This window comes from Saccharothrix sp. S26, from assembly GCF_021390395.1.
Lineage (GTDB): Bacteria > Actinomycetota > Actinomycetes > Mycobacteriales > Pseudonocardiaceae > Actinosynnema.
The window spans coordinates 123,216-142,302 of the sequence record NZ_JAJUWT010000001.1; the positions used below are offsets into that span (position 1 = coordinate 123,216).

General features: G+C 68.3%; 12 protein-coding genes. 10 read left to right on the forward strand and 2 right to left on the reverse strand.

The genetic code is table 11. The features are described from left to right. Positions 1-66 precede the first annotated feature (66 nt). From LZG04_RS00540 to LZG04_RS00575, 8 genes are all read left to right on the forward strand, one after another. Positions 67-1,566 (forward strand): class I SAM-dependent DNA methyltransferase, encoded by a 1,500-nt coding sequence (locus tag LZG04_RS00540; protein WP_233812250.1) that lies wholly within the window; start codon positions 67-69, stop codon positions 1,564-1,566. Next, positions 1,563-3,062: a class I SAM-dependent DNA methyltransferase gene (locus LZG04_RS00545; RefSeq protein WP_233812251.1), complete on the forward strand. Its 1,500-nt coding sequence runs from the start codon at positions 1,563-1,565 to the stop codon at positions 3,060-3,062. Before LZG04_RS00540 ends, LZG04_RS00545 begins: the two co-directional genes overlap by 4 nt. After that, positions 3,059-4,231, forward strand: coding sequence for a restriction endonuclease subunit S (locus tag LZG04_RS00550; protein WP_233812252.1), 1,173 nt, complete (start codon positions 3,059-3,061; stop codon positions 4,229-4,231). The genes LZG04_RS00545 and LZG04_RS00550 overlap by 4 nt, the downstream gene beginning before the upstream one ends. Beyond that, positions 4,228-7,164, forward strand: a complete 2,937-nt coding sequence (locus LZG04_RS00555) for a type I restriction endonuclease subunit R (RefSeq protein WP_233812253.1) — start codon at positions 4,228-4,230, stop codon at positions 7,162-7,164. Before LZG04_RS00550 ends, LZG04_RS00555 begins: the two co-directional genes overlap by 4 nt. 287 nt (positions 7,165-7,451) lie before the next feature. After that, entirely contained in the window at positions 7,452-8,042 is a 591-nt protein-coding gene (locus LZG04_RS00560) for a TIR domain-containing protein (protein WP_233812254.1), read from the forward strand. Next, positions 8,042-9,655, forward strand: a complete 1,614-nt coding sequence (locus LZG04_RS00565) for a KGGVGR-motif variant AAA ATPase (RefSeq protein ID WP_233812255.1) — start codon at positions 8,042-8,044, stop codon at positions 9,653-9,655. The genes LZG04_RS00560 and LZG04_RS00565 overlap by 1 nt, the downstream gene beginning before the upstream one ends. 158 nt (positions 9,656-9,813) lie before the next feature. Then, a complete protein-coding gene (locus LZG04_RS00570; RefSeq protein ID WP_233812256.1) occupies positions 9,814-10,275 on the forward strand; it encodes a hypothetical protein in 462 nt (153 codons plus the stop codon). Beyond that, complete coding sequence (locus tag LZG04_RS00575; protein ID WP_233812257.1) at positions 10,272-13,361, forward strand: ATP-binding protein; 3,090 nt, start codon at positions 10,272-10,274, stop codon at positions 13,359-13,361. Before LZG04_RS00570 ends, LZG04_RS00575 begins: the two co-directional genes overlap by 4 nt. A 47-nt stretch (positions 13,362-13,408) precedes the next feature. Here LZG04_RS00575 and LZG04_RS00580 read toward each other — a convergent pair whose 3' ends face one another. Next, complete coding sequence (locus tag LZG04_RS00580) at positions 13,409-14,293, reverse strand: toll/interleukin-1 receptor domain-containing protein (RefSeq protein ID WP_233812258.1); 885 nt, start codon at positions 14,291-14,293, stop codon at positions 13,409-13,411. Between the two features lie 246 nt (positions 14,294-14,539). Between LZG04_RS00580 and LZG04_RS00585 the strand changes: the two genes are divergently transcribed. Then, positions 14,540-14,719, forward strand: a complete 180-nt coding sequence (locus LZG04_RS00585; protein ID WP_233812259.1) for a hypothetical protein — start codon at positions 14,540-14,542, stop codon at positions 14,717-14,719. 110 nt (positions 14,720-14,829) lie between these two features. Then, a complete protein-coding gene (locus LZG04_RS00590; RefSeq protein ID WP_233812260.1) occupies positions 14,830-16,047 on the forward strand; it encodes a helix-turn-helix transcriptional regulator in 1,218 nt (405 codons plus the stop codon). Between the two features lie 46 nt (positions 16,048-16,093). On the opposite strand, the gene LZG04_RS00595 is transcribed toward LZG04_RS00590, so the two are convergent. After that, positions 16,094-19,042: a tetratricopeptide repeat protein gene (locus tag LZG04_RS00595; RefSeq protein WP_233812261.1), complete on the reverse strand. Its 2,949-nt coding sequence runs from the start codon at positions 19,040-19,042 to the stop codon at positions 16,094-16,096. Positions 19,043-19,087 lie beyond the last annotated feature (45 nt).

Here is a 19,087-nt window from a genome sequence, read left to right on the forward strand (position 1 = left end):
TCGCGCGGAGTTGAGGAGCGGTGCCGCATCGTGGTAGTCCGTGTTGGTGCCGGCAGGGGTGAGGCGTTGCCCCTGCCGATGAGTCTCACCGAGCTGGAGCAGTATCTCGCTCGGGCCGCCGACCTGCTGCGGGGGAGCATCGATCAGGCCGACTTCAAGGCTTACATCTTCCCGTTGATGTTCTTCAAGCGGATCAGCGACGTTTACGTCGAGGAGTATGAGTCCGCGCTCGCCGAGTCCGACGGGGACCACGAATACGCCTCATTCACCGAGAACCACCGTTTCCGCATTCCACAGGGCAGCCTGTGGGACGATATCCGCGCCCGAACGGAAAACATCGGGCAGGCACTGGTAACCGCGTTCCGCGCGATCGAAAAGGCCAACCCCGATGTGCTATACGGCATTTTCGGCAATGCCGCGTGGACCAACAAGGAAAAGCTGCCGGACGCCAAGCTGCGGGACCTCGTCGAGCACTTCTCCAGCAAGAGCCTCTCCAGCGCATCAGTCGCACCGGACGTGTTCGGCCAGGCGTACGAGTACTTGATCAAACGGTTCGCCGACCAGTCGAACAAGAAGGCTGGCGAGTACTACACCCCTCGCTCGGTCGTGTCCCTGCTCGTGAACATCCTCGACCCGCAGGAGGGCGAGACGGTGTACGACCCGGCCTGCGGCACGGGCGGCATGCTGATCGAGGTCATCGAGCACGTGAAAGCCGCCGGCGGCAGGCCGCAAACCCTGTGGGGCCGGCTCTACGGTCAGGAGAAGGTGCTCGCGACTTCGGCGATCGCCCGGATGAACCTGCTGTTGCACGGCGTCGAGGATTTCCAGATCGCACGGGATGACACGCTGCGTTCACCGGCCTTTTTCGACGGGCCGCGCCTTGCCCGCTTCGACTGCGTGATCGCCAACCCGCCGTTCTCGCTGAAGAAGTGGGGGGAGGACGCCTGGGCGTCCGACCGGTGGGGACGCAACGAACTCGGCGGCGTTCCGCCGAAGGGGTACGCCGACTGGGCGTGGGTGCAGCACATGGTCACCTCGGCACTGCCCCGAAGCGGACGGATCGCGGTCGTTCTGCCGCAAGGCGCGCTGTTCCGCCAGGGCGCCGAGGGACGTATCCGTGAACACGTGCTCAAGGCCGACCTGATCGAGGCGGTCATCGGTCTTGCACCCAACCTGTTCTACGGAACGGGGCTTGCCGCATCGGTGCTGATCCTGCGCAAGCGGAAGGACGACGATCGTCGGGGCAAGGTGCTGTTCATCAACGGCGAGAAGCTGTTCAAACGAGGACGCAACCAGAACACCCTCGAGCCGGAGCACGCCGAAACCCTGCTGAAGGCCTACCGGTCGTTCGACGACGAACCAGGGCTTGCCGCTGTAGCCTCGCTCACCGAGATCGACGCCAACGGCTACAACCTCAACATCCCGCTCTACGTCGAGCGGGTCGACACCGGCGAGCGGATCACCGTGGAACAGGCGTTGGCCGACTTGGAGTCCGCCCATGCCGCCGCCCGCGAGACTCTTGCGGTGTTGGAGATCGAGCTGGCGAAGTGGGGGATGTCGGCATGACCACGACCGAGCGCATCACCCAGCGCGAGTTGGAGTCGTACCTGTGGGGCGCGGCCGTGCTCCTGCGCGGTCTGATCGATGCCGGGGACTACAAGCAGTTCATCTTTCCTCTGGTGTTCCTCAAGCGACTGTCCGACGTCTACGACGAAGAACACGCCGCAGCCCTCAAGATCTACGACGATGAGGAGCTCGCCGACCTCCCGGAGAACCACCGCTTCGCCATCCCTGACGGAGCCCACTGGGACGACATCCGCGCAGTCACCCGGAACGTCGGCACCGCGATCCTCGCCGCGATGCGCGCCATCGAGAAGGCGAACCCGGACACCCTGCCCGGCGTGTTCGGCGATGGCGACTGGGGCAACAAGAACCTGCTGCCCGATGCGACCCTCAACGACCTGGTCGAGCACTTCTCCACCAAGACACTCTCCGTGGCGAACCTGCCGGAGGACGAACTCGGTCAGGGCTACGAGTACCTGATCAAGAAGTTCGCGGACGACTCCGGCCACACCGCCCAGGAGTTCTACACCAACCGCACCCTCGTGCACCTGATGACGATGATGCTCAAGCCTCAGCCCGGCGAGAGCGTCTACGACCCGACCTGCGGCACGGGTGGCATGCTCATCTCCACCGTTGCCGAGCTCCGTCGCCAGGGCAAAGAGTGGCGCAACCTCAAGCTCTACGGTCAAGAGCTGAACTACGGCACGTCAGCCATCGCCCGGATGAACCTGTTCCTGCACGGCATCGCCGACGGCCACATCGCCCACGGCGACACCTTGGCCAGGCCCGCCTTCCTCAACCGACGCGGCGAGCTGCGCACCTTCGACGTGGTCCTCGCCAACCCTCCCTATTCGATCAAGTCCTGGAACCGCGCGGCCTTCGTCAAGGACGCCTACGGCCGGAACATGTGGGGAGCCCCACCCCAGGGTCGTGCCGACTACGCATTCTTCCAACACATCGCCAAGAGCCTCGATCCGGAGACCGGCCGAGCAGCGATCCTCTTCCCGCACGGTGTCCTGTTCCGGCGCGAGGAGGCGGTGCTACGCGCAGAGTTGGTGAAATCCGACCTGCTCGAAGCCGTGCTCGGCCTGGGCGCCGGCTTGTTCTACAACTCGCCGATGGAAGCCGTCGTCATCACGCTCCGAGCCGACAAACCGGCCGGCCAGCGCGGCAAGGTGTTGTTCATCAACGCCGTCAACGAGGTCGCTCGCGAGCAGGCGCAGTCATTTCTGCGTGAGCGACACCAGCAGAAAATCCTTAAAGTGTACGAGGACTTCGACGAGGACGATGGCTTCTCCGCTGTCGCAAGCCTCGACCAGATCGCGGACAAGGGCTACAACCTGGCGATTCCGCTGTATGTGACGAACTCGACTGCTCCTGCGGGCGGCGAGATCCTCAGTGTGGACCATGCAGTCGAGGCATGGCGCGCGTCAGCGGCCGTGGCGGACGCGGCCATCGCAGACGTTCTTTCCCTCCTGCGCCAGGAGGTGGCGTCGTGAGCCTCCACCTCGACAAGACGACGTGGAAGCGGGTGTCGCTCGGTGATGTCGCCGCGAACGTCAACGTCTCCGTGAACGATCCCGAAGTCGTGGGCATCGAGCGCATCGTCGCGATGGAGCACCTCGATCCAGGTGAGCTCAAGATCACCCGATGGGGCAGCATCGACGACAATGCCACTTTCACCCGCCGTGTGGAGCCTCGCCAGACGCTCTTCGGCAAGCGTCGTGCCTACCAGCGCAAGGCCGCGTACGCCGAGTTCAGCGCGATCACCTCCGGGGACATCCTGGTGTTCCAGGCTGACGAGGACAAACTCCTGCCTGAGTTCCTGCCATTCCTCGTGCAGAGCGACGGCTTCTACCACCACGCCGTCGGAACCTCGGCCGGCTCGCTGTCACCCCGGACGAATTGGCGTGACCTCGCGAAGTACGAGTTCGACCTCCCGCCCCTTGACGAACAGAAACGTCTGGCCGCCCTCCTCTGGTCCGTTGAATCGCACCGCTCAGCAGTGACGGCTGAACGCGCGGCGATCTCCGCGGCGCGATCGGCGTGGCTCTCAGAAGCCGTCACCCGCCTGTTGGGTCAGGCGACGGTGCCGTTCGCCAAGATGTGGGCCCGCGCACCTGAGAGCGGATGGTCCGCGCCGCCGGTTGATGAGCACACCGGCCACTACGTCCTGTCACTTGCGGCGCTGGGGCCAGATGGCTACCGGCCTGGGCAGTTCAAGAACGTCCTCGACAGCACGGAACTCCGGTCTGCCCGCCTTGTCCACGGCGATTTGCTGATTTCTCGCGCGAACACGATCGACGCCGTAGGGCGGGTCGGCATCTTCGATGAGGAGCGCGATGACGTCTCCTTCCCCGACACGATGATGCGGGTCCACCTTGTGGAGGACGTTCGTCCGGAGTTCGTTGCGGCGGTCCTATCGAGTTCGCACGGCCGGGCGCACATGCGACGGACGGCGGCAGGAAGTGCCACGAGCATGGTCAAGATCAACCGGAGGTCGTTGGCGACGATGCTGTTTCCTCTTGCCTCGATGGACCAACAGGAGCACCTCCTTGAGAAGGTCTCCAGCTTTGACACTGCTCTTGGCTCGACGGAGAAGACCGTTGCGGAGATCGGCGCGCTGAAGAGTGGTCTCTTGACCAAGATCTTCGAGGACGCGGCATGACCTTCAACGAGGCCAACACCGTGCGGGATTTCGTGCGCGACCTCGTCGCGTCGGTCGATCTCCAGTTCGTGCCGGGGAGCGCGTTACCGAGACGGACCGATGAGGTGATGCTGGAGGCCCAGGTCAGGGCAGCCCTCATCCGGATGAACCCGGAGATCGCGGCCGACCCGCGGTTGGCGGACGAAGTGATCCACAAGCTTCAGGCGGTGATCGTCTCAGCGCGGCATTCGCCGAACCCCGTGGTCGCGAACGAGGAGTTTGCTGCCTGGCTGACCGGCCAGAAGTCCATGCCGTTCGGGCCGGATGGCGCGCACACGACTGTGCGCTTAATCGATTTCGAGAACGGTGCCGATCCGAGCGCAAACCATTGGATCGTGTCCACTGAGGTCACCTACGGGGTCGGCCGGGTGGAGCGGCGGTTCGACCTGGTGCTGTGGTGCAACGGCTTTCCTCTGGTGGTGGGTGAAGCGAAGTCGCCGGTACGACCGGCCTACACCTGGATCGACGCGGCGGCGCAGATCAACGAGGACTACGAAGTCAACGTTCCGGCGTTCTTCGTGCCGAACGTGCTGAACTTCGCGACCGAGGGCAAGGATTTCCGTTACGGCTCGGTCGGCATGCCGGTCGAGCTGTGGGGGCCGTGGCGTGAGGAGGGCGAAGGTTCTGCGCCGGTGCGGGTTGGTCTGGCATCGGTGCGGGAGGCCGTCGAAGGTGTCCTCACCGCACCGGCGGTGCTGGACTTCCTGCGGTTCTTCACGTTATTCGCCACCGACAAGAACCACCGGAAGATCAAGATCATTGCCCGGTTCCAGCAGCTCCAGGCTACGAACGCCATCGTCGAGCGAGTGCTGCACGGCCGGGTCAAACAGGGTCTGATCTGGCACTTCCAGGGCTCGGGCAAGTCGCTGCTGATGGTGTTCACCGCCCAGAAACTGCGTGCCACCGCCGGGCTGTCCAACCCGACCGTACTGATCGTGGTCGACCGCATCGACCTCGACACCCAGATCACCGCGACGTTCAACGCTTCGGACGTGCCGAACCTGGTCTCCACCGACAGCCGCAAGGAGCTGCAAGAGTTACTCGGCTCCGGTGCCCGCAAGGTGATCATCACGACGGTGCACAAGTTCGGCGAGGCGCCCGGTGTGCTCGACGACCGAAGCAACATCATTCTGATGGTCGATGAGGCACACCGCTCCCAGGAGGGCGACTTCGGCCGCAAGATGCGCACCGCGCTGCCGAACGCGTTTCTGTTCGGCTTGACCGGCACACCGGTCAACCGCCGTGACCGCAACACCTTCCTGTGGTTCGGCTCAGAGGATGACGAGGGCGGCTACCTGTCGCGCTACACCTTCCAGGACGCCATCCGCGACGGCGCGACCCTACCGCTGCACTTCGAGCCACGTCTGTCGGACATCCACCTCGACGAAGACGGGATCAACACGGCCTTCGAGGAGCTGACCGCACAACACCAGCTCTCCGAAGCCGACAAGATCAAGCTGTCCAGGAATGCCGCCTCGATCGAGGCGTTGATCAAGACGCCTGAGCGGGTGCGCGAGATCGCCGCCGACATCGCCGAACACTTCCGGACCAAGGTCGAGCCGCAGGGACTCAAAGCCCAGGTCGTCGTCTACGACAAGCCCACCTGCGTCGCGTATAAGGCAGAGCTGGATGCCCTGCTCGGCCCGGACGCCTCGATAGTGGTAATGAGCCGCGACGCGCGTGATCCGCAGGAGTGGAAGGAGAAGCACACCCCGGACCGCGAAGAGCTTGAACGGATCACCGCCCGCTTCAACGACCCGGCTGATCCGCTCAAAATCATCATCGTCACGGCCAAACTGCTCACCGGCTTCGACGCGCCCATCCTGTATGCGCAGTACCTCGACAAGCCACTCAAGGAACACAACCTGCTCCAAGCGATCACCCGTACCAACCGGGTCTACCCGCCGCTCAAGACGCACGGCCTGATCGTCGATTACCTCGGCATCTTCGACGACGTCGCCAAGGCATTCGCGTTCGACGACAAAAGCGTGCAGCAGGTCATCAGCAACATCGCCGTACTCCGCGGGCAGTTGGCACCGGCGATCCAGGCGGCGCTGGCGTTCTTCCCCGGTGTCGACCGCACGGCGGGCGGCTACGAGGGGCTCATCCAAGCCCAGACCGCCATCGCGGGCGACGAGGCCAAGGACGCGTTCGCTGCGGCCTACAGCGTTGTGGCACAACTGTGGGAGACGCTCAGCCCGGATCCGATCCTGCGTGAGCACGAAGCCGACTACCGGTGGCTCACCGACGTCTACGAATCGGTCCGCCCGAGCGACGTCGCCGGCCGGTTGGTCTGGCACACCCTCGGGGCCAAGACCCTGGCGCTCATCAACGAGCACGTCACCGTCGAAGTACCGCGGACCGACCTGGACACCATCGTCCTCGATGCGCACGTCATCGAAGACCTCATGACCGGCACGCGAAAGGACGTGGATCCGGTCGAAGTCGAGAAGTGGATCACCATCCGGATCTCGAAGCACGTCGGCAACCCGACCTTCATCGAACTCGGCAAGCGACTCAACGCGCTCCGCGAGAAGTACGCGAACGCCCAGCAGGCCAGCCTGGAATTCCTCAAAGAACTCTTCGAACTGGCCCGTGACACCGTCGCTGCGGAGAAGGTGTCTGCCGAGGTGCTGCCGGAGGAACGCGGTAAGGCCTCGCTCACCGAGTTGTTCGAGTCCCTCAAGAACGACGACACTCCGATCATCGTCGAGAAGGTGGTCAACGAAGTCGACGAGGTCATCCGCACCGTCCGCTTCGACGGCTGGCAGAACACCCGCGACGGCGATCGTCAGGTTCAGCAAGCCCTGCGCAAGACGCTCTACATCAAGTTCAAGATCCGTGACAATGACGTCTTCGAGCGCGCACTCGGCTACATACGCGAACATTACTGAGCGGCGCCGTCGAGTCACGCAGGTGGCTTCGTTCTCGATGCGGTAGCCGTTCTGCGTGGCGGACTGCTCGGTGTCGCGACGATCTTGACCGTTGTGGCAGTGCAGCGGTGACGTCCTCCACATCATGACGGCGGGCGGGTAGGGGCGCGCGCGGCGGTTGGCTCGTTGATCGCCGGCAAGTGGTGGGGCGGGCGGGCCGGTGTTTGTCCACTTTTTGGCCCGTACAGGGAGAACTGGCCACTTTTTTGTCTGTTTTTGACGCCGGCGGCGTGCCTATCATTTGCCGCGTGTCCGGCTACGAGTTCGATTTCTTCATCAGCTACGCCCGTCGGGGCACTGTGCAGCAATGGTTGATGAACCACTTCCTGCGAAAGCTGAAGGATTGTCTGGCCGACCAGTTCGCGCCGACGCCGAGAATCTACGTCGACAAGGAGATGCCGCGTGCGGTGCACTGGCCCTCCAGCCTGAGGCACGCCCTGAAGCGCAGCAAGATCATGATCCAGCTCCTGAACCCGCAGTACTTCGCGTCACCGTGGTGCCTGGCGGAATGGCACAACATGCTGGAAAGGGAACGGGTGCTGGGTCTGGCCGGCTTGGATCGACCTCAAGGGCTCATCTATCCCATCCTGTACTCGGACTCGGACAACTTCCCGCCCGAGGGCAAGCACCGAGGTTGGGTGAACTTCAAGGAATTCGCCTACCCGGACCCGGTCTACCAGCAGACCTCCGAATTCGTGCGGTTCCACCACGCGGTGAACGAGTTGGCCGCCGACCTCGTGGCGCTGGCGCAGCAGGTGCCTCCCTGGCAAGCCGACTGGCCGGACGTGGACCCACCCGACCCCGTGCTCGCCCCGACACCTCCCCTGCCGAGGTTCTGATGACCACAGGGACCGTCATCACCTTCTACTCCTACAAGGGCGGTGTCGGGCGGAGCTTCACGCTGGCCAACATCGCCGTGCTGCTGGCCCGGTGGGGCTACCGGGTGCTCGCAGTCGACTGGGATCTCGAAGCGCCTGGCCTGCACCACTACTTCAAGCCGGTGATGCCCGAGCAGCCCGAGGGCGGGGTCATCGACCTCGCCCAGGATTTCCTCGCCGGAGCGGAGAGCCCGCAGCAGCACGCCGTGCGGCTCGATGTCGAGGGCAACACGCTCGCGCTGCTGGCTGCGGGCCGTGACGACGACTCGTACACGGACCGGATGCAGCGCATCGACTGGGAAGACCTCTACCGGCGGGGGTTCGCCGAGTTCCTGGAGCGCTGCCGGGCGCAGTGGACCGAGAATTACGACTTCGTGCTGATCGACAGCAGGACCGGCGTGTCGGACATCGCCGGCATCTGCACCGCGCAACTGCCCGACCGCCTGGCCGTCCTGTTCACCGCCAACGAGCAGAACCTCAAGGACATCTTGGACGTCGTGCGGCGGGCCGACAACGCGCGCGACCGCATGCCCTACGACCGGCCGCGGCATCTCGTGCTCCCGATCCTGTCCCGGCTCGACGAGTCGGTGGAGTACGAGCGGGCCGAGGAGTGGCGGCGCAAGTGCGTGGAAGTCGTAGGGCCGTTGTTCCGCAACTGGCTGGTCAAGAACGTGGCGGAAGACCAGATGCTGCGGCACCTCACGCTGCCGTACATCCCGTTCTGGAGCTTCGGCGAGCAGTTGTCGGTTTTGCAGGAACGTCCGCCTGCGGCGGGCCAGGTGTCGTTCGCGCTGGAGACGGTGGCCGCGGTGATCGCGCAGCAGTTCGACCGCACCGACGTGCTCTACGACAACCGGGACGCTTACGTGGCGTCGGCGCGGGACCGGCGGCGGGACTTCGAGTTGGACCTGTTGGTGTCCAGTCCGCGGTCGGCGTTGCAGGTTGCCGATCGGTTGGTGGAGGAGTTGCGGGGGTTCGGGGTGCGGGTCGAGCGGTCGTCGTCGGGGGATTTGGAGATCCTTGAGAGGACCAGTGAGTTGGCCGAGCACCTGTGCCTGGTGGTGGACCAGGCGTTGAGCCGGTGGCAGGTCACCGAGGTCGAGCGGTTCCTGCGGCACACCATCGGGCCGGACGGTGGGCAGCGGCGGTTGTTCTGCGTGTTGACCAGTGGGACGGATCCCGACGACCTGCCCGGTTTCCTGCGGAACCTGCGTCACCTGCAGTTCGGGCCCGGGGTGGCGCGGGAGCTGCACGGCATGATCACGAGCACGCCCGCCGGTGAGGTCGATCCCGATCGCGATGCCCTGCGGAGCGCGGCGTCCGCGCTGCGCGGCGTGCCGGACCGGTTGCCGTCCGTCGGCCGGTTGTCGCTGGTCGAGGAGACCGTGCACGGCATGGCGACCGCGCTCGACAACGGCGACCTCACGGCGTTGCGGGACTTCTCGGTCGACCTCGGCGTGCTGTCCAAGTCGCACGGGGACGACGGTCGGGTCATCGCGTCCCAAGGACTGCTGGCCGACATCACCACCCTCCTCGAACGGATCGACCGTCGGATCGACGCATCCATCAACTGAAAGGCGACACCATGCCGAAGAAGTACGGGGTCCAAGAACAAGCTGCGCTGTTCATGATCCGGCGGCTCAACCGGGACGTGCTGAACACGGAACTCGCGCAGAGTAATGTGAAGCTATCGGTGAACGGACGAGACAGGTTGAACAAGGACGGCCTTCTCGTGTCGGACACGACGACCAGGCCTTACGTGCACCGGATCACCGACGACGGGATTCGCTGGTGCGAGAACGCCATCGCCACGGTCGAGCCGCCGACAGGGACCGGTGCCCTGGTGCGAGAGGTGTTCGGGTTGTTGCGGGGGGTCGCGCCGATCCTGCGGCGGTACGGGATTAGCCTCGCCGACATCTTCCGGGCTGGTGACGACCTCGAGTCGGTGATCCGGGCCGCCTACCTGGAGCTGTCGGTCAAGCCGCAGGACTGGGTGAGGTTGGCGAAGCTGCGGCCCAAGCTCAACGGCGCGCAGAGGGACGAGGTCGACGCGGTCCTGTTGGAGATGGTGAAGACCGGCACGGTCCACCTGGCTCCCGACTCCAACCGCAAGGTGTTGACCGACGCCGACCACGCCGCCGCGATCCGCGTGGCCGGCGAGGACAACCACTTGGTGGCGATCGAGGAATCATGACCGAGCATCAGCGCAAGGCACTGGCCACCCTCCGCTTCAACTTCGCCGAGACGCCCGACGACGTCTGGGAGACCTCTCCGGCGCACGTGGACGGCTTGCACGCCAGGGCGGAGGAACGGATCCGCGCCGGTATCGCCAACGCCGCCGCCAGTACCGGACCAAGCCCCATCGGGCTGGTGCTCCAGGGGCGCAAGGGGGTCGGCAAGACGCACCTGCTGGGCTCGGTCCGCCGCATGGTGCAGCGCAAAGGCGGCTACTTCTTCCTGGTCGAGCTGACCACGGGGTACGAGTTCTGGAACGACGTCGCCGAGGCGATGCGCAGCGAGCTGCGCCGGAGCACCGACGACGGTGAGTTCCAGCTCACCGTGTTGCTGCGGCAGTTGTGCGAGGCGGCGGACGTGCCCGCGGCGGTGGCGGCGGCGATCAAGGGCGAGACGACGTTGACGCCGCACGACCTGACCGTCTTCCTCGGCCACCTGCGGGAGGTGGACGGCCGGATAGCGGTCGAGTGCGCGGACACGATCCGGGCGCTGGTGCTCTACGGGTCCGAGCACGCCGACATCGGCTTGGCCTACTTGCAGGGGTTGGCGGACGCGGGCCGGGAATGGGGTCTGCCACCCAGGTCGAAGCCGTCGCAGACGTTGGTGCGGGACATCTCGCGCGTCCTGGCGTTGACCGGCCCGTGCGTCATCGCGGTCGACCAGTTGGACACCCTGGTCAACCTCGGGCACGAAGCGACCGATGAGAAGGTGACGAACGCGGAGCTGAAGGGGGAGCTCGCGCTCATCGCCGACGGGTTGATGAAGCTGCGCGAGAAGACCAGGCGGACGCTGTCGGTCGTGGCGTGCCTGCCCAACACCTGGAAGATGCTGCACGACATCGCGAGCGACACCGTTGCCGACCGATTCACCGAGATCCCGTTCCTGGGCTCGATCACGGATCCGGCGGTCGGTCGGACGCTGGTCGAGAAGTGGCTCGGCGTGGTCTACCAACGCATCGAGTTCACCCCGCCGCACCCGACCTGGCCGGTGTCCCCGGACGCGTTCGAGACGGCGCGGTGGGCGGTCACCCTGACTCCTCGGGTGCTGCTCAAGCGCATCCACGCGCACGCCGAGGCGTGTTTGCACGGTGAGATCAGGGAGTTGGCGTCGTTCGACGAGAAGCCCGCCGAGCGGCCGCCGGTGGAGGTGGTCGAGGTGGAGGCGGATTACCTCCAGGAGTTCGACGCGCAATTCGAGAGGTTGCGGGAGAAGGCGGAGGTCACGGCGGCCGAGTTGAAGTTGCACAACGAGGACGACGTGATGCCGGGGTTGTTGTTGGCCGGGCTCAAGTCGTGGATCAACGAGGTCGGCAACGACGACATGGCGTGGCAGGCCGAGCAGTTGCACGGCGGTGGCGACCTGCACGCCCGGTTGCTCCGCACGTTGGACGAGGAACTGGACACCGACGAGCGCTGGGGGTTCCGGCTCATCGCCAGCGCGCACGGCCGGTCGGTGTTGAACCGGATGCGGAAGGTGCGGGACGCGGCGCGGTTCGGGGCGCAGAACCGGCACCTGGTGCTGCTCGGCAACGGCAACGGCGGGTGGAACGGGGCGAAGACGCGGGCCGAGCTGGCCGAGCTGGAGCAGGCCGGCGGTCGGCGGATCGAGATCTCCGACGACGACCTGCGCACGTTCAGCGCGTTGAAGGAGATGTTGTCCACGCAGACGCACCAGTTGTTGTCGTGGCTGATGGTGCGCAAGCCCGCCAGCCGGACGACGTTCCTGCGGGAGGTGCTGCCCAACCCGGGGCGGTCGGCGGCTGGGCACCAGGAGACGCGGCCGCCGCCGGTGCGGGAAGCGGTCGTGGCCACGCCGCCGTCGCCGACGGAGGTCGTGCTCGGCCTGAACGGCGAGATCCGCATCGAGCTGGAGTCGTTGCGCAAGCACGCCATGGTGTTCGCGGGTTCCGGCAGCGGCAAGACCGTGCTGCTCCGGCGGATCGTCGAGGAGTGCGCCCTGCGGGGGGTGTCGGCGATCGTGCTGGACCCGAACAACGACCTGGCCCGGCTGGGTGACGCGTGGCCGGAGCCGCCGGCCGACTGGTTGCCCGGTGACGCGGCGACGGCGGCCGAGTACCTGGAGAACACCGAGGTGGTGGTGTGGACGCCCGGTCGCGCCGGTGGGCGTCCCCTGAGCTTCCACCCGTTGCCGGACTTCGCCGAGGTGCGCGCGGACGCCGACGAGTTCTTCGCGTCGGTCGAGGCGGCGGTGGCCCGGTTGGTGCCGCACGCCGGGGTCGGCGGCAGCTCGAAGTCCGCCGTGCGCGGCCGTGCGGTGTTGCGGGAGGCCCTGACGCACCACGCGCGCACGGACGGGCGCGACCTGGCGGCGTTCATCGACCTGCTGGCCGACCTGCCGGAAGGGGTGAGCACGCTCAGCACCGCCCGTGCGACGGCGGCGGACCTGGCGGAGACGTTGCGCGCCGCGATGGTCAACGACCCGTTGCTCGGCGGCGCGGGCGAACCGACCGACCCGGCCGTGCTGCTCACCCCGACACCGGGCAGGCGGGCGCGGATCTCGGTGATCAGCTTCGTCGGGCTGCCGTCGGAGGAGCAGAAGCAGGGGTTCGTCAGCCAGCTCCAGCTCGAGGTGTTCGCCTGGGTCAAGCGCAACCCCGCGGTCGACCGGCCGCTCGGCGCGCTGGTCGTGATGGACGAGGCGCAGACGATCGCCCCGTCGAGCGGGTGGACGGCCAGCACGCAGAGCACGATCCTGCTGGCCTCGCAGGCCCGCAAGTACGGCCTGGGCCTGCTGTTCGCCACCCAGGCCCCGAAGGGCGTGCACAACCAGGTCGTCGGCAACGCCACCACGCAGTTCTTCGGCAGGCTCAACAGCCCGGCGCAGATCGCCGCGGCGACCGACATGGCCCGCGCCAAGGGCAGCACGGTCGGCGACATCTCCCGGCTGGAACGCGGCCAGTTCTACGTCACCGGCGAGACCTTCGGGTTCCGCCGGATGCGGACGCCGCTGTGCCTGAGCCACCACCCGCCCAGCCCGCTGCGGCTGGAGGAAGTGCTGGAACGGGCACGTGACGGCCGGCAGTGACGAAGCGCTCCCCACCCGCGTCGGGTGGGGAGCGCTCGTCTTCGCGGTCAGGCCACGGTCGAGGTGAGCACCGCGTCGATCCGCTCCCACAGCGCGGTGAACAGGTCCTCCCGGCGGTAGGACCGCGGTGCGCCACCGCCGCCGAGCACCGAGAAGTCGTGCACCTCCAGCACGGCCGCGCCCGCGGCGGTGTCGTAGACCGGCCGGGCCCAGCCGTTGGTCAACGCCTGGCCCTCCTGCTTGCCCACCACGAAGTTCACCGTCTCGTCGCCGCCGATCCCGCCGCGCTGGATGTCCAACGCGTACACGGTGTCGCCCGCCCGCTCGACCCGCACGGCGATCCGCGCGTCACCGACGTGCGCGGTGCCGACGAACCCGCGCCGCTGGAGTCGCGGCAGCGCCGCGGCGAACTGCTCGCCCAGGAAGCGCAGCGTCGCGTCCTGCTCCGCGTAACGGCTGAACGTGGCGGGCACGACCGGCTCCTCGTGCACCGGCACGGCACCCTTGACCCTCGCCACCACGTCGGTGACCAGCGCGCCGGTCGACCCGACCGCCTCGGCCGCCTCGATCCGGCCGACGACCGCGTCGGCGAGCTGGTCCGGCCGCGTGCCCCGCACGTAGGCCACGTGCGGGTGCAGCAGGTCCGACGGCACGGTCACGTCGCCGAGCAGCACCGGCAGCACGTGCTCGTCCCCGGCCTTCACGGCGCGCAGCGCGGCCGTGGTGAAGTCGTCCACCCCCGACACGAACGGGATGAAGAACCGCACCCGCGCGTCCGGCAGGTCGCCACCCTCCTTGTGCGCCCACCACTCGTGGGTCTGCTCCGGCCCGTGCAGCACGGTCAGGCCGCGCTCCTGGAACGCCCTGACCACCTCCTCGACGGCGGAGCGCTGCTCCTCGGCGAACGACACGGCGACGTCGTACTCGCTCACAACCGAACCTCCCTGTTCACGCCGGCGCGGTGCCGGCCCGGTCTGTCGCGCACAGCATCGGCAGCCGGTGTCGACAAGAAGTGGACGAGGAGTGGATGCGCCGCCGTCGCCCGTTGCCCGGGCCGCTGGGAAACGGGCAACGCCTGGTCGGCCGCAGCCTGCTGGTGAATTATTTGTGGGGCAGGGCGAAATGGTTCGGAAAAAGCCCTCGATCACATTCACCGGTATACCTGTGGAGGTATTCCCATGTCCAAGTCCGGGTTCAGTTTCGTGACCAAGGCCGGTTTGTCGCTGGCCGTGCTCGGCGCGGTCGTCGCGGTGTTCGCGGGAGGTGGCGGGGCGTCCGCCTCGTCGTTCGAGGAGTGCCCGCCGCCCGTGACCACCACGGTCACCGTCGGGCCCGACGGCAACCCGTGGTACGGGTGACCGCACGAATGCGCCCGGCCGCCCGCGGGAATTACCGCGGGCGGCCGGGCGATTGCGCCGCATCGGGCGCGGTGGTGTACTCGACGTCAACCCCGACCAGGAGGCCCGAGGTGACCGGATCGTTTGGTGAATTACTCCGTGAACGCCGCGTCGCCGCCGGCCTGTCGATAGGGCAGCTGGCCAAGCGCGTGCACTACAGCAAAGGTTATCTCAGCAAGATCGAGAACGACCTGAAGCTGCCGCACGAGACCATGGCGCGGCTGTGCGACAACGTGCTGGACGCGGGCGGCAGCCTCATCGAGGCGGCCCGCGCGGCACGCGAACAGGTCGTCGAGCGGGCGGCGGAAGCCGGGCTCACGCTCGACCGCCGCCAGGTGCTGGTCGCGGGCACGGTGCTCGGGATGGCGCTCGCGGGTGGACCGCGGCCCGCGCCGGACGAGCGGGTGGTGGCGGGGATGCGGACGTCGTTCGAGCACCTGCGCTCCCTCGGGATGCAGACCAGCCCGGTCGTGGTGCTCGAACCGCTGGTCGCGCTGTTGCGGACGGTGCACGCGCTCGCGTTGGAGAACCCCGAGCCGGTCCGGGGACGGCTGCTGCTGCTCGCCGCCCGGATCGCGGAGTACACGGGGTGGATGAACCAGGAGCTGGGTGACGAGGAGCGCGCGCTGTCGTGGACCCGGCACGCCTCCGAGCTGGCGCGGGCGGGCGGTGACCGGGAGATCGTGAGCTACGCGTTCGTCCGGGAAGCCGGGCTCGCGCTCTACCGGCAGGACGCGGACGCGACGATCGAGCTGGCCCGGCAGGCGCAGGCGATCGACCGGGCGAGCAGGCGGACCCGGGGCCTGGCGTCCCGCCGGGAAGCGCAGGGGCACGCCCTGCGCGGTGACCGCGACGCGTTCGACCGCGCCCTGGACCGTGCCGCCCACCTGCTCGACGAGCCCACCGCGGACTCCGAGGCGTACCCGGTGCTCGGCACGACCGCGCCGGACCCGGCCGAACTGGCCAGGGGGTGGTCGCTGTGCGACCTCGGCCGCACGGCGGAGTCGGCGACCGTGCTGGACCGGGAGCTGTCCCGGTTGCCCGCCACGTCACGCCGGTCGCGGGCCAGGTTCGGGGCTCGGCGCTCGCTCGCCCTCGCGCTGGCCGGGGAGGTCGACCAGAGCTGCGTGACGCTGGCTGGCACGTTGGACGACGTGGCGCACGTGGACTCGGCGACCGTGCGGGCCGACCTGCGGGAGCTGTCCCGGACGCTGGGCCGGTGGCACAACCACGGCGCCGTGCGGGAGGTCTACCCCGAGCTGCGGCGCGTGCTGCGGCAGCGGTACTGACCCGTCGGGGTCCCGGTCGCCGTGACCGGGACCCCGACGCGTCAGGTCAGCGGCACGCGCAGGTCAGGCTCGCGTGCTCGGCGCGGACCTCGTCCGCCTCGGGCTGGCCGAGCGCGACGAACCCGGCCTCGGCCTCGGCCCAGTGCCCGGCGGCCTCGCCGTGCTGCCCCAACGCGTGCAACGCCCGGGCCACGCCGTGGTGGGCACGGGCGCCGTGCCCGCGGTTCCCGGCCGCCGTCGCCAGGTCCAGCGCCGCGCGGAAGGCCCGCAACGCCTCCGACCGGTCGCCGCCCGCCCGCGCGGTCGCGGCGCGGTCGAGGAACAGGCGGGTGCGCAGGTCCGTGTTGGACACCTCCGCCGCCACCGCCTTGGCCCGCTCCTGGCAGCGCACGGCGTCGGCCAGCCTGCCCTGCGACCGGTGCACGTTGCCGGTGTAATTCAGCGCGTAGGCCGCCAGGCAGTCGTCACCCAGCTCGACGGCCAGGTCGTGCGCCTCCAGGTGCGCGGCGAGCGCCTCGTCGAACAGGCCCAGCCGCTGCTGCACCGTGCCCAGGTTGTTCAACGCGTGCGCCAGCCCTTCCCGGTGGTCGACCTCGCGCAGGATCGGCACGCAGGCCCGGTGCTGGCGCAGCGCCAGGTCGAGGTGCCCGCGTTCCTCGTTGAGCACGCCGAGCATGCTCAACGCGTGCGCCTGGCCGCGCCGGTCACCACACCGCTCGTACTTCTCCAGCGCGGCCTCGAAGCGCTCGATCGCCTCGGTGTGCCTGCCGAGCTGCATCAAGGAGATCGCGAGCATGTTCACGGTGTCCGCCTCGCCGAGCACGTCACCCAGCCCTTGCCACACCGACAACGCGCGGGTCGCCACCTCCAGCGCCTCCTCCAACCGCCCGAGCCGGTCGTAGGCGGTGGCCAGCCGGAGGAGCACGTGCGCGCGGCCGCGCTCCTCGCCCGGTCGGGCGCGCACGGTCGCCCAGGCCAGCTCCACCGTCTCCACCCAGTCCTCGAACCGGCTGGTGGTGTGGAAGTGCCGCCAGATCAGCACCGCCAGCCGCCACACGTGACCGGGCAGCTCCCGTTCGGCGGCGCAGCGGATCGCGGCGACCAGGTTGTCCCGCTCGGCGGCGATCCAGGCGGTCGCCTCCTGCTTGCCGCCGAACGTGGGCACCACCCGGCTCGTGCGGTGCACCTCGGGCAGGTGCGCGCGGTCGAACGGGTAGGCCGCGCCCACCGCCTCGGTGAGGCCGACCAGGTAGAAGTCGAGCAGCCGCAGCAGGGCGTCCGCGTGCTCGGTCGGCGTGGTCGGCGACGGCTCGGCCGCGGCGAACTCCTTGAGCGGGTCGAGCATCCGGTACCGGTCGGGCGACACCTCCTCCAGCAGGCACACCTCGTGCAGGTCGTCGAGCACCTTGCGGACGCCCGCGACGTCACGGGCCGCCAGCGCCGCCGCGCCCGCCACGTCCAGGTCGGGCCCCGGCAGGTGGCCGAACAGCCGGAACAGCTCCCGTTGCGCCGCGTCGAGTTGCAGGTAGGACACCCGCACCGCCGCGCCGTCGCCGCCGTCCACGCCGGCGGGCCACGGCCCGTTCTCCTCCAACTGCCGCAGCAGGTGCTCCAACGGCCACTGGTCGTGCCTGCGGAACAGCGCCGCCGCCACCCGGATCTGCATCGGCATGTAGGCGCAGCGCCTGACCACCCCGGCCACCTCGGCCGACCGCCCGCGCAGCCGCAGCGGACCCGCCAGCGCGCGGAACAGCGCGAACGCGTCCTCGGGCGGCAGTTCCAGCAGCCGCAGGTGCGCGCCGGTGTCGGGGTCGCCCACGTGCCTGCTGGTGACGATCGCGAAGCAGCCCGGCTCCTCCGGCAGCAGCGACCGCACCTGCTCCGGCGAGTGCGCGTTGTCCAGCACCACCAACGTCCGCGTGCCGTACAGCTCCGTCTGGTACAGCGTGAACTTCCGGTTCACCGACGCCGGGATCTGCTCGGCCGGCACGCCCAGCTCGACCAGCAGCTGCGTCAACGCGTCCGACACGGTCGTCGGCGACACGTTGGGCGTGTACCCGTTGAGGCGAACCAGGAGTTGCCCGTCCGGGAAACGGTCCCGCAGCCGGTGCGCCGCCTCCACCGCCAGCCCGGACTTGCCCACGCCCGGCGCGCCGCTGACCCACACCGCGCGCCGCTCGCCCGGCGTCGCGGCGACCGCCTCGATCGCGTCCAGCTCCGCCTCACGACCGGTGAACCCGCCCGGCCGCGACGGCAGCGAGCTGACCGGCTCGCCGCGCTCGGCCCGCGCGACCAGCTTGCGCAGCCACGGCCCCGGCTCCAGGCCCTCCTCGACGAGCGCGGCCTTGGTGGCGTGGAAGACGCGGATGGCCTCGACCCGGTCGCCGCCCGCGATCAGCGCCCGCATCAGCAGCTCGGCGTGCTTCTGCCGGGCCGGGTCGGCGCGCACCACCGGCCGCAGCCGGTCCCGCGCCGAGCGGTGGTCGCCCGCGTCCAGCTCCAGCTCGGCCAGGTCACCGACCGCGTCGAGGTAGCCGTCGTCGGGGTGCATCACCTCGGTGCCGCCGACCCGGTCGGTGTCGATGTCCTCCAGGAACCGACCCCGCCACAGGTCGACGGCCGCGCGTAACAGCCCGATCGCCCGCCGCTCGTCGCCCGCGTCCGCGGCGCTCGTCGCCTCCGCGCGCAGCCGGGCGAACCGGGCGGTGTCGATCCGGTCCTCGTCGACCTGGAGCAGGTAACCGGTCGGCGTGGTCTCGATCGAGACCTCGGCCACGCCCTGGAACGCCTTGCGCAGCTTGTTGATGTAGCCGCGCACCAGGTTGCGGCGGTCGAGGTTGCCGCCCCACACGATCTCGGTCAACTTCTCGGTGGACACCGGTTTGTTCGCGTGCAGCAGGAGCACCACGAGGACGAACCGCTGCTGCTGGTCCCCCAGCGGCAACCGGACACCGCCGTGCCACGCCTCCAGCGGACCCAGCATCCGAAATTCCACGCTACCTCCCGGTTCGCGAGCTTCACGTCTACGGCGGATGTCGCA

Coding starts and splice junctions, on each gene's coding strand:
- LZG04_RS00565 (WP_233812255.1), top strand. CDS start 8,042: ATGACCACAGGGACCGTCATCACCTTCTACTCCTACAAGGGCGGTGTC.
- LZG04_RS00585 (WP_233812259.1), top strand. CDS start 14,540: ATGTCCAAGTCCGGGTTCAGTTTCGTGACCAAGGCCGGTTTGTCGCTG.
- LZG04_RS00555 (WP_233812253.1), top strand. CDS start 4,228: ATGACCTTCAACGAGGCCAACACCGTGCGGGATTTCGTGCGCGACCTC.
- LZG04_RS00575 (WP_233812257.1), top strand. CDS start 10,272: ATGACCGAGCATCAGCGCAAGGCACTGGCCACCCTCCGCTTCAACTTC.
- LZG04_RS00545 (WP_233812251.1), top strand. CDS start 1,563: ATGACCACGACCGAGCGCATCACCCAGCGCGAGTTGGAGTCGTACCTG.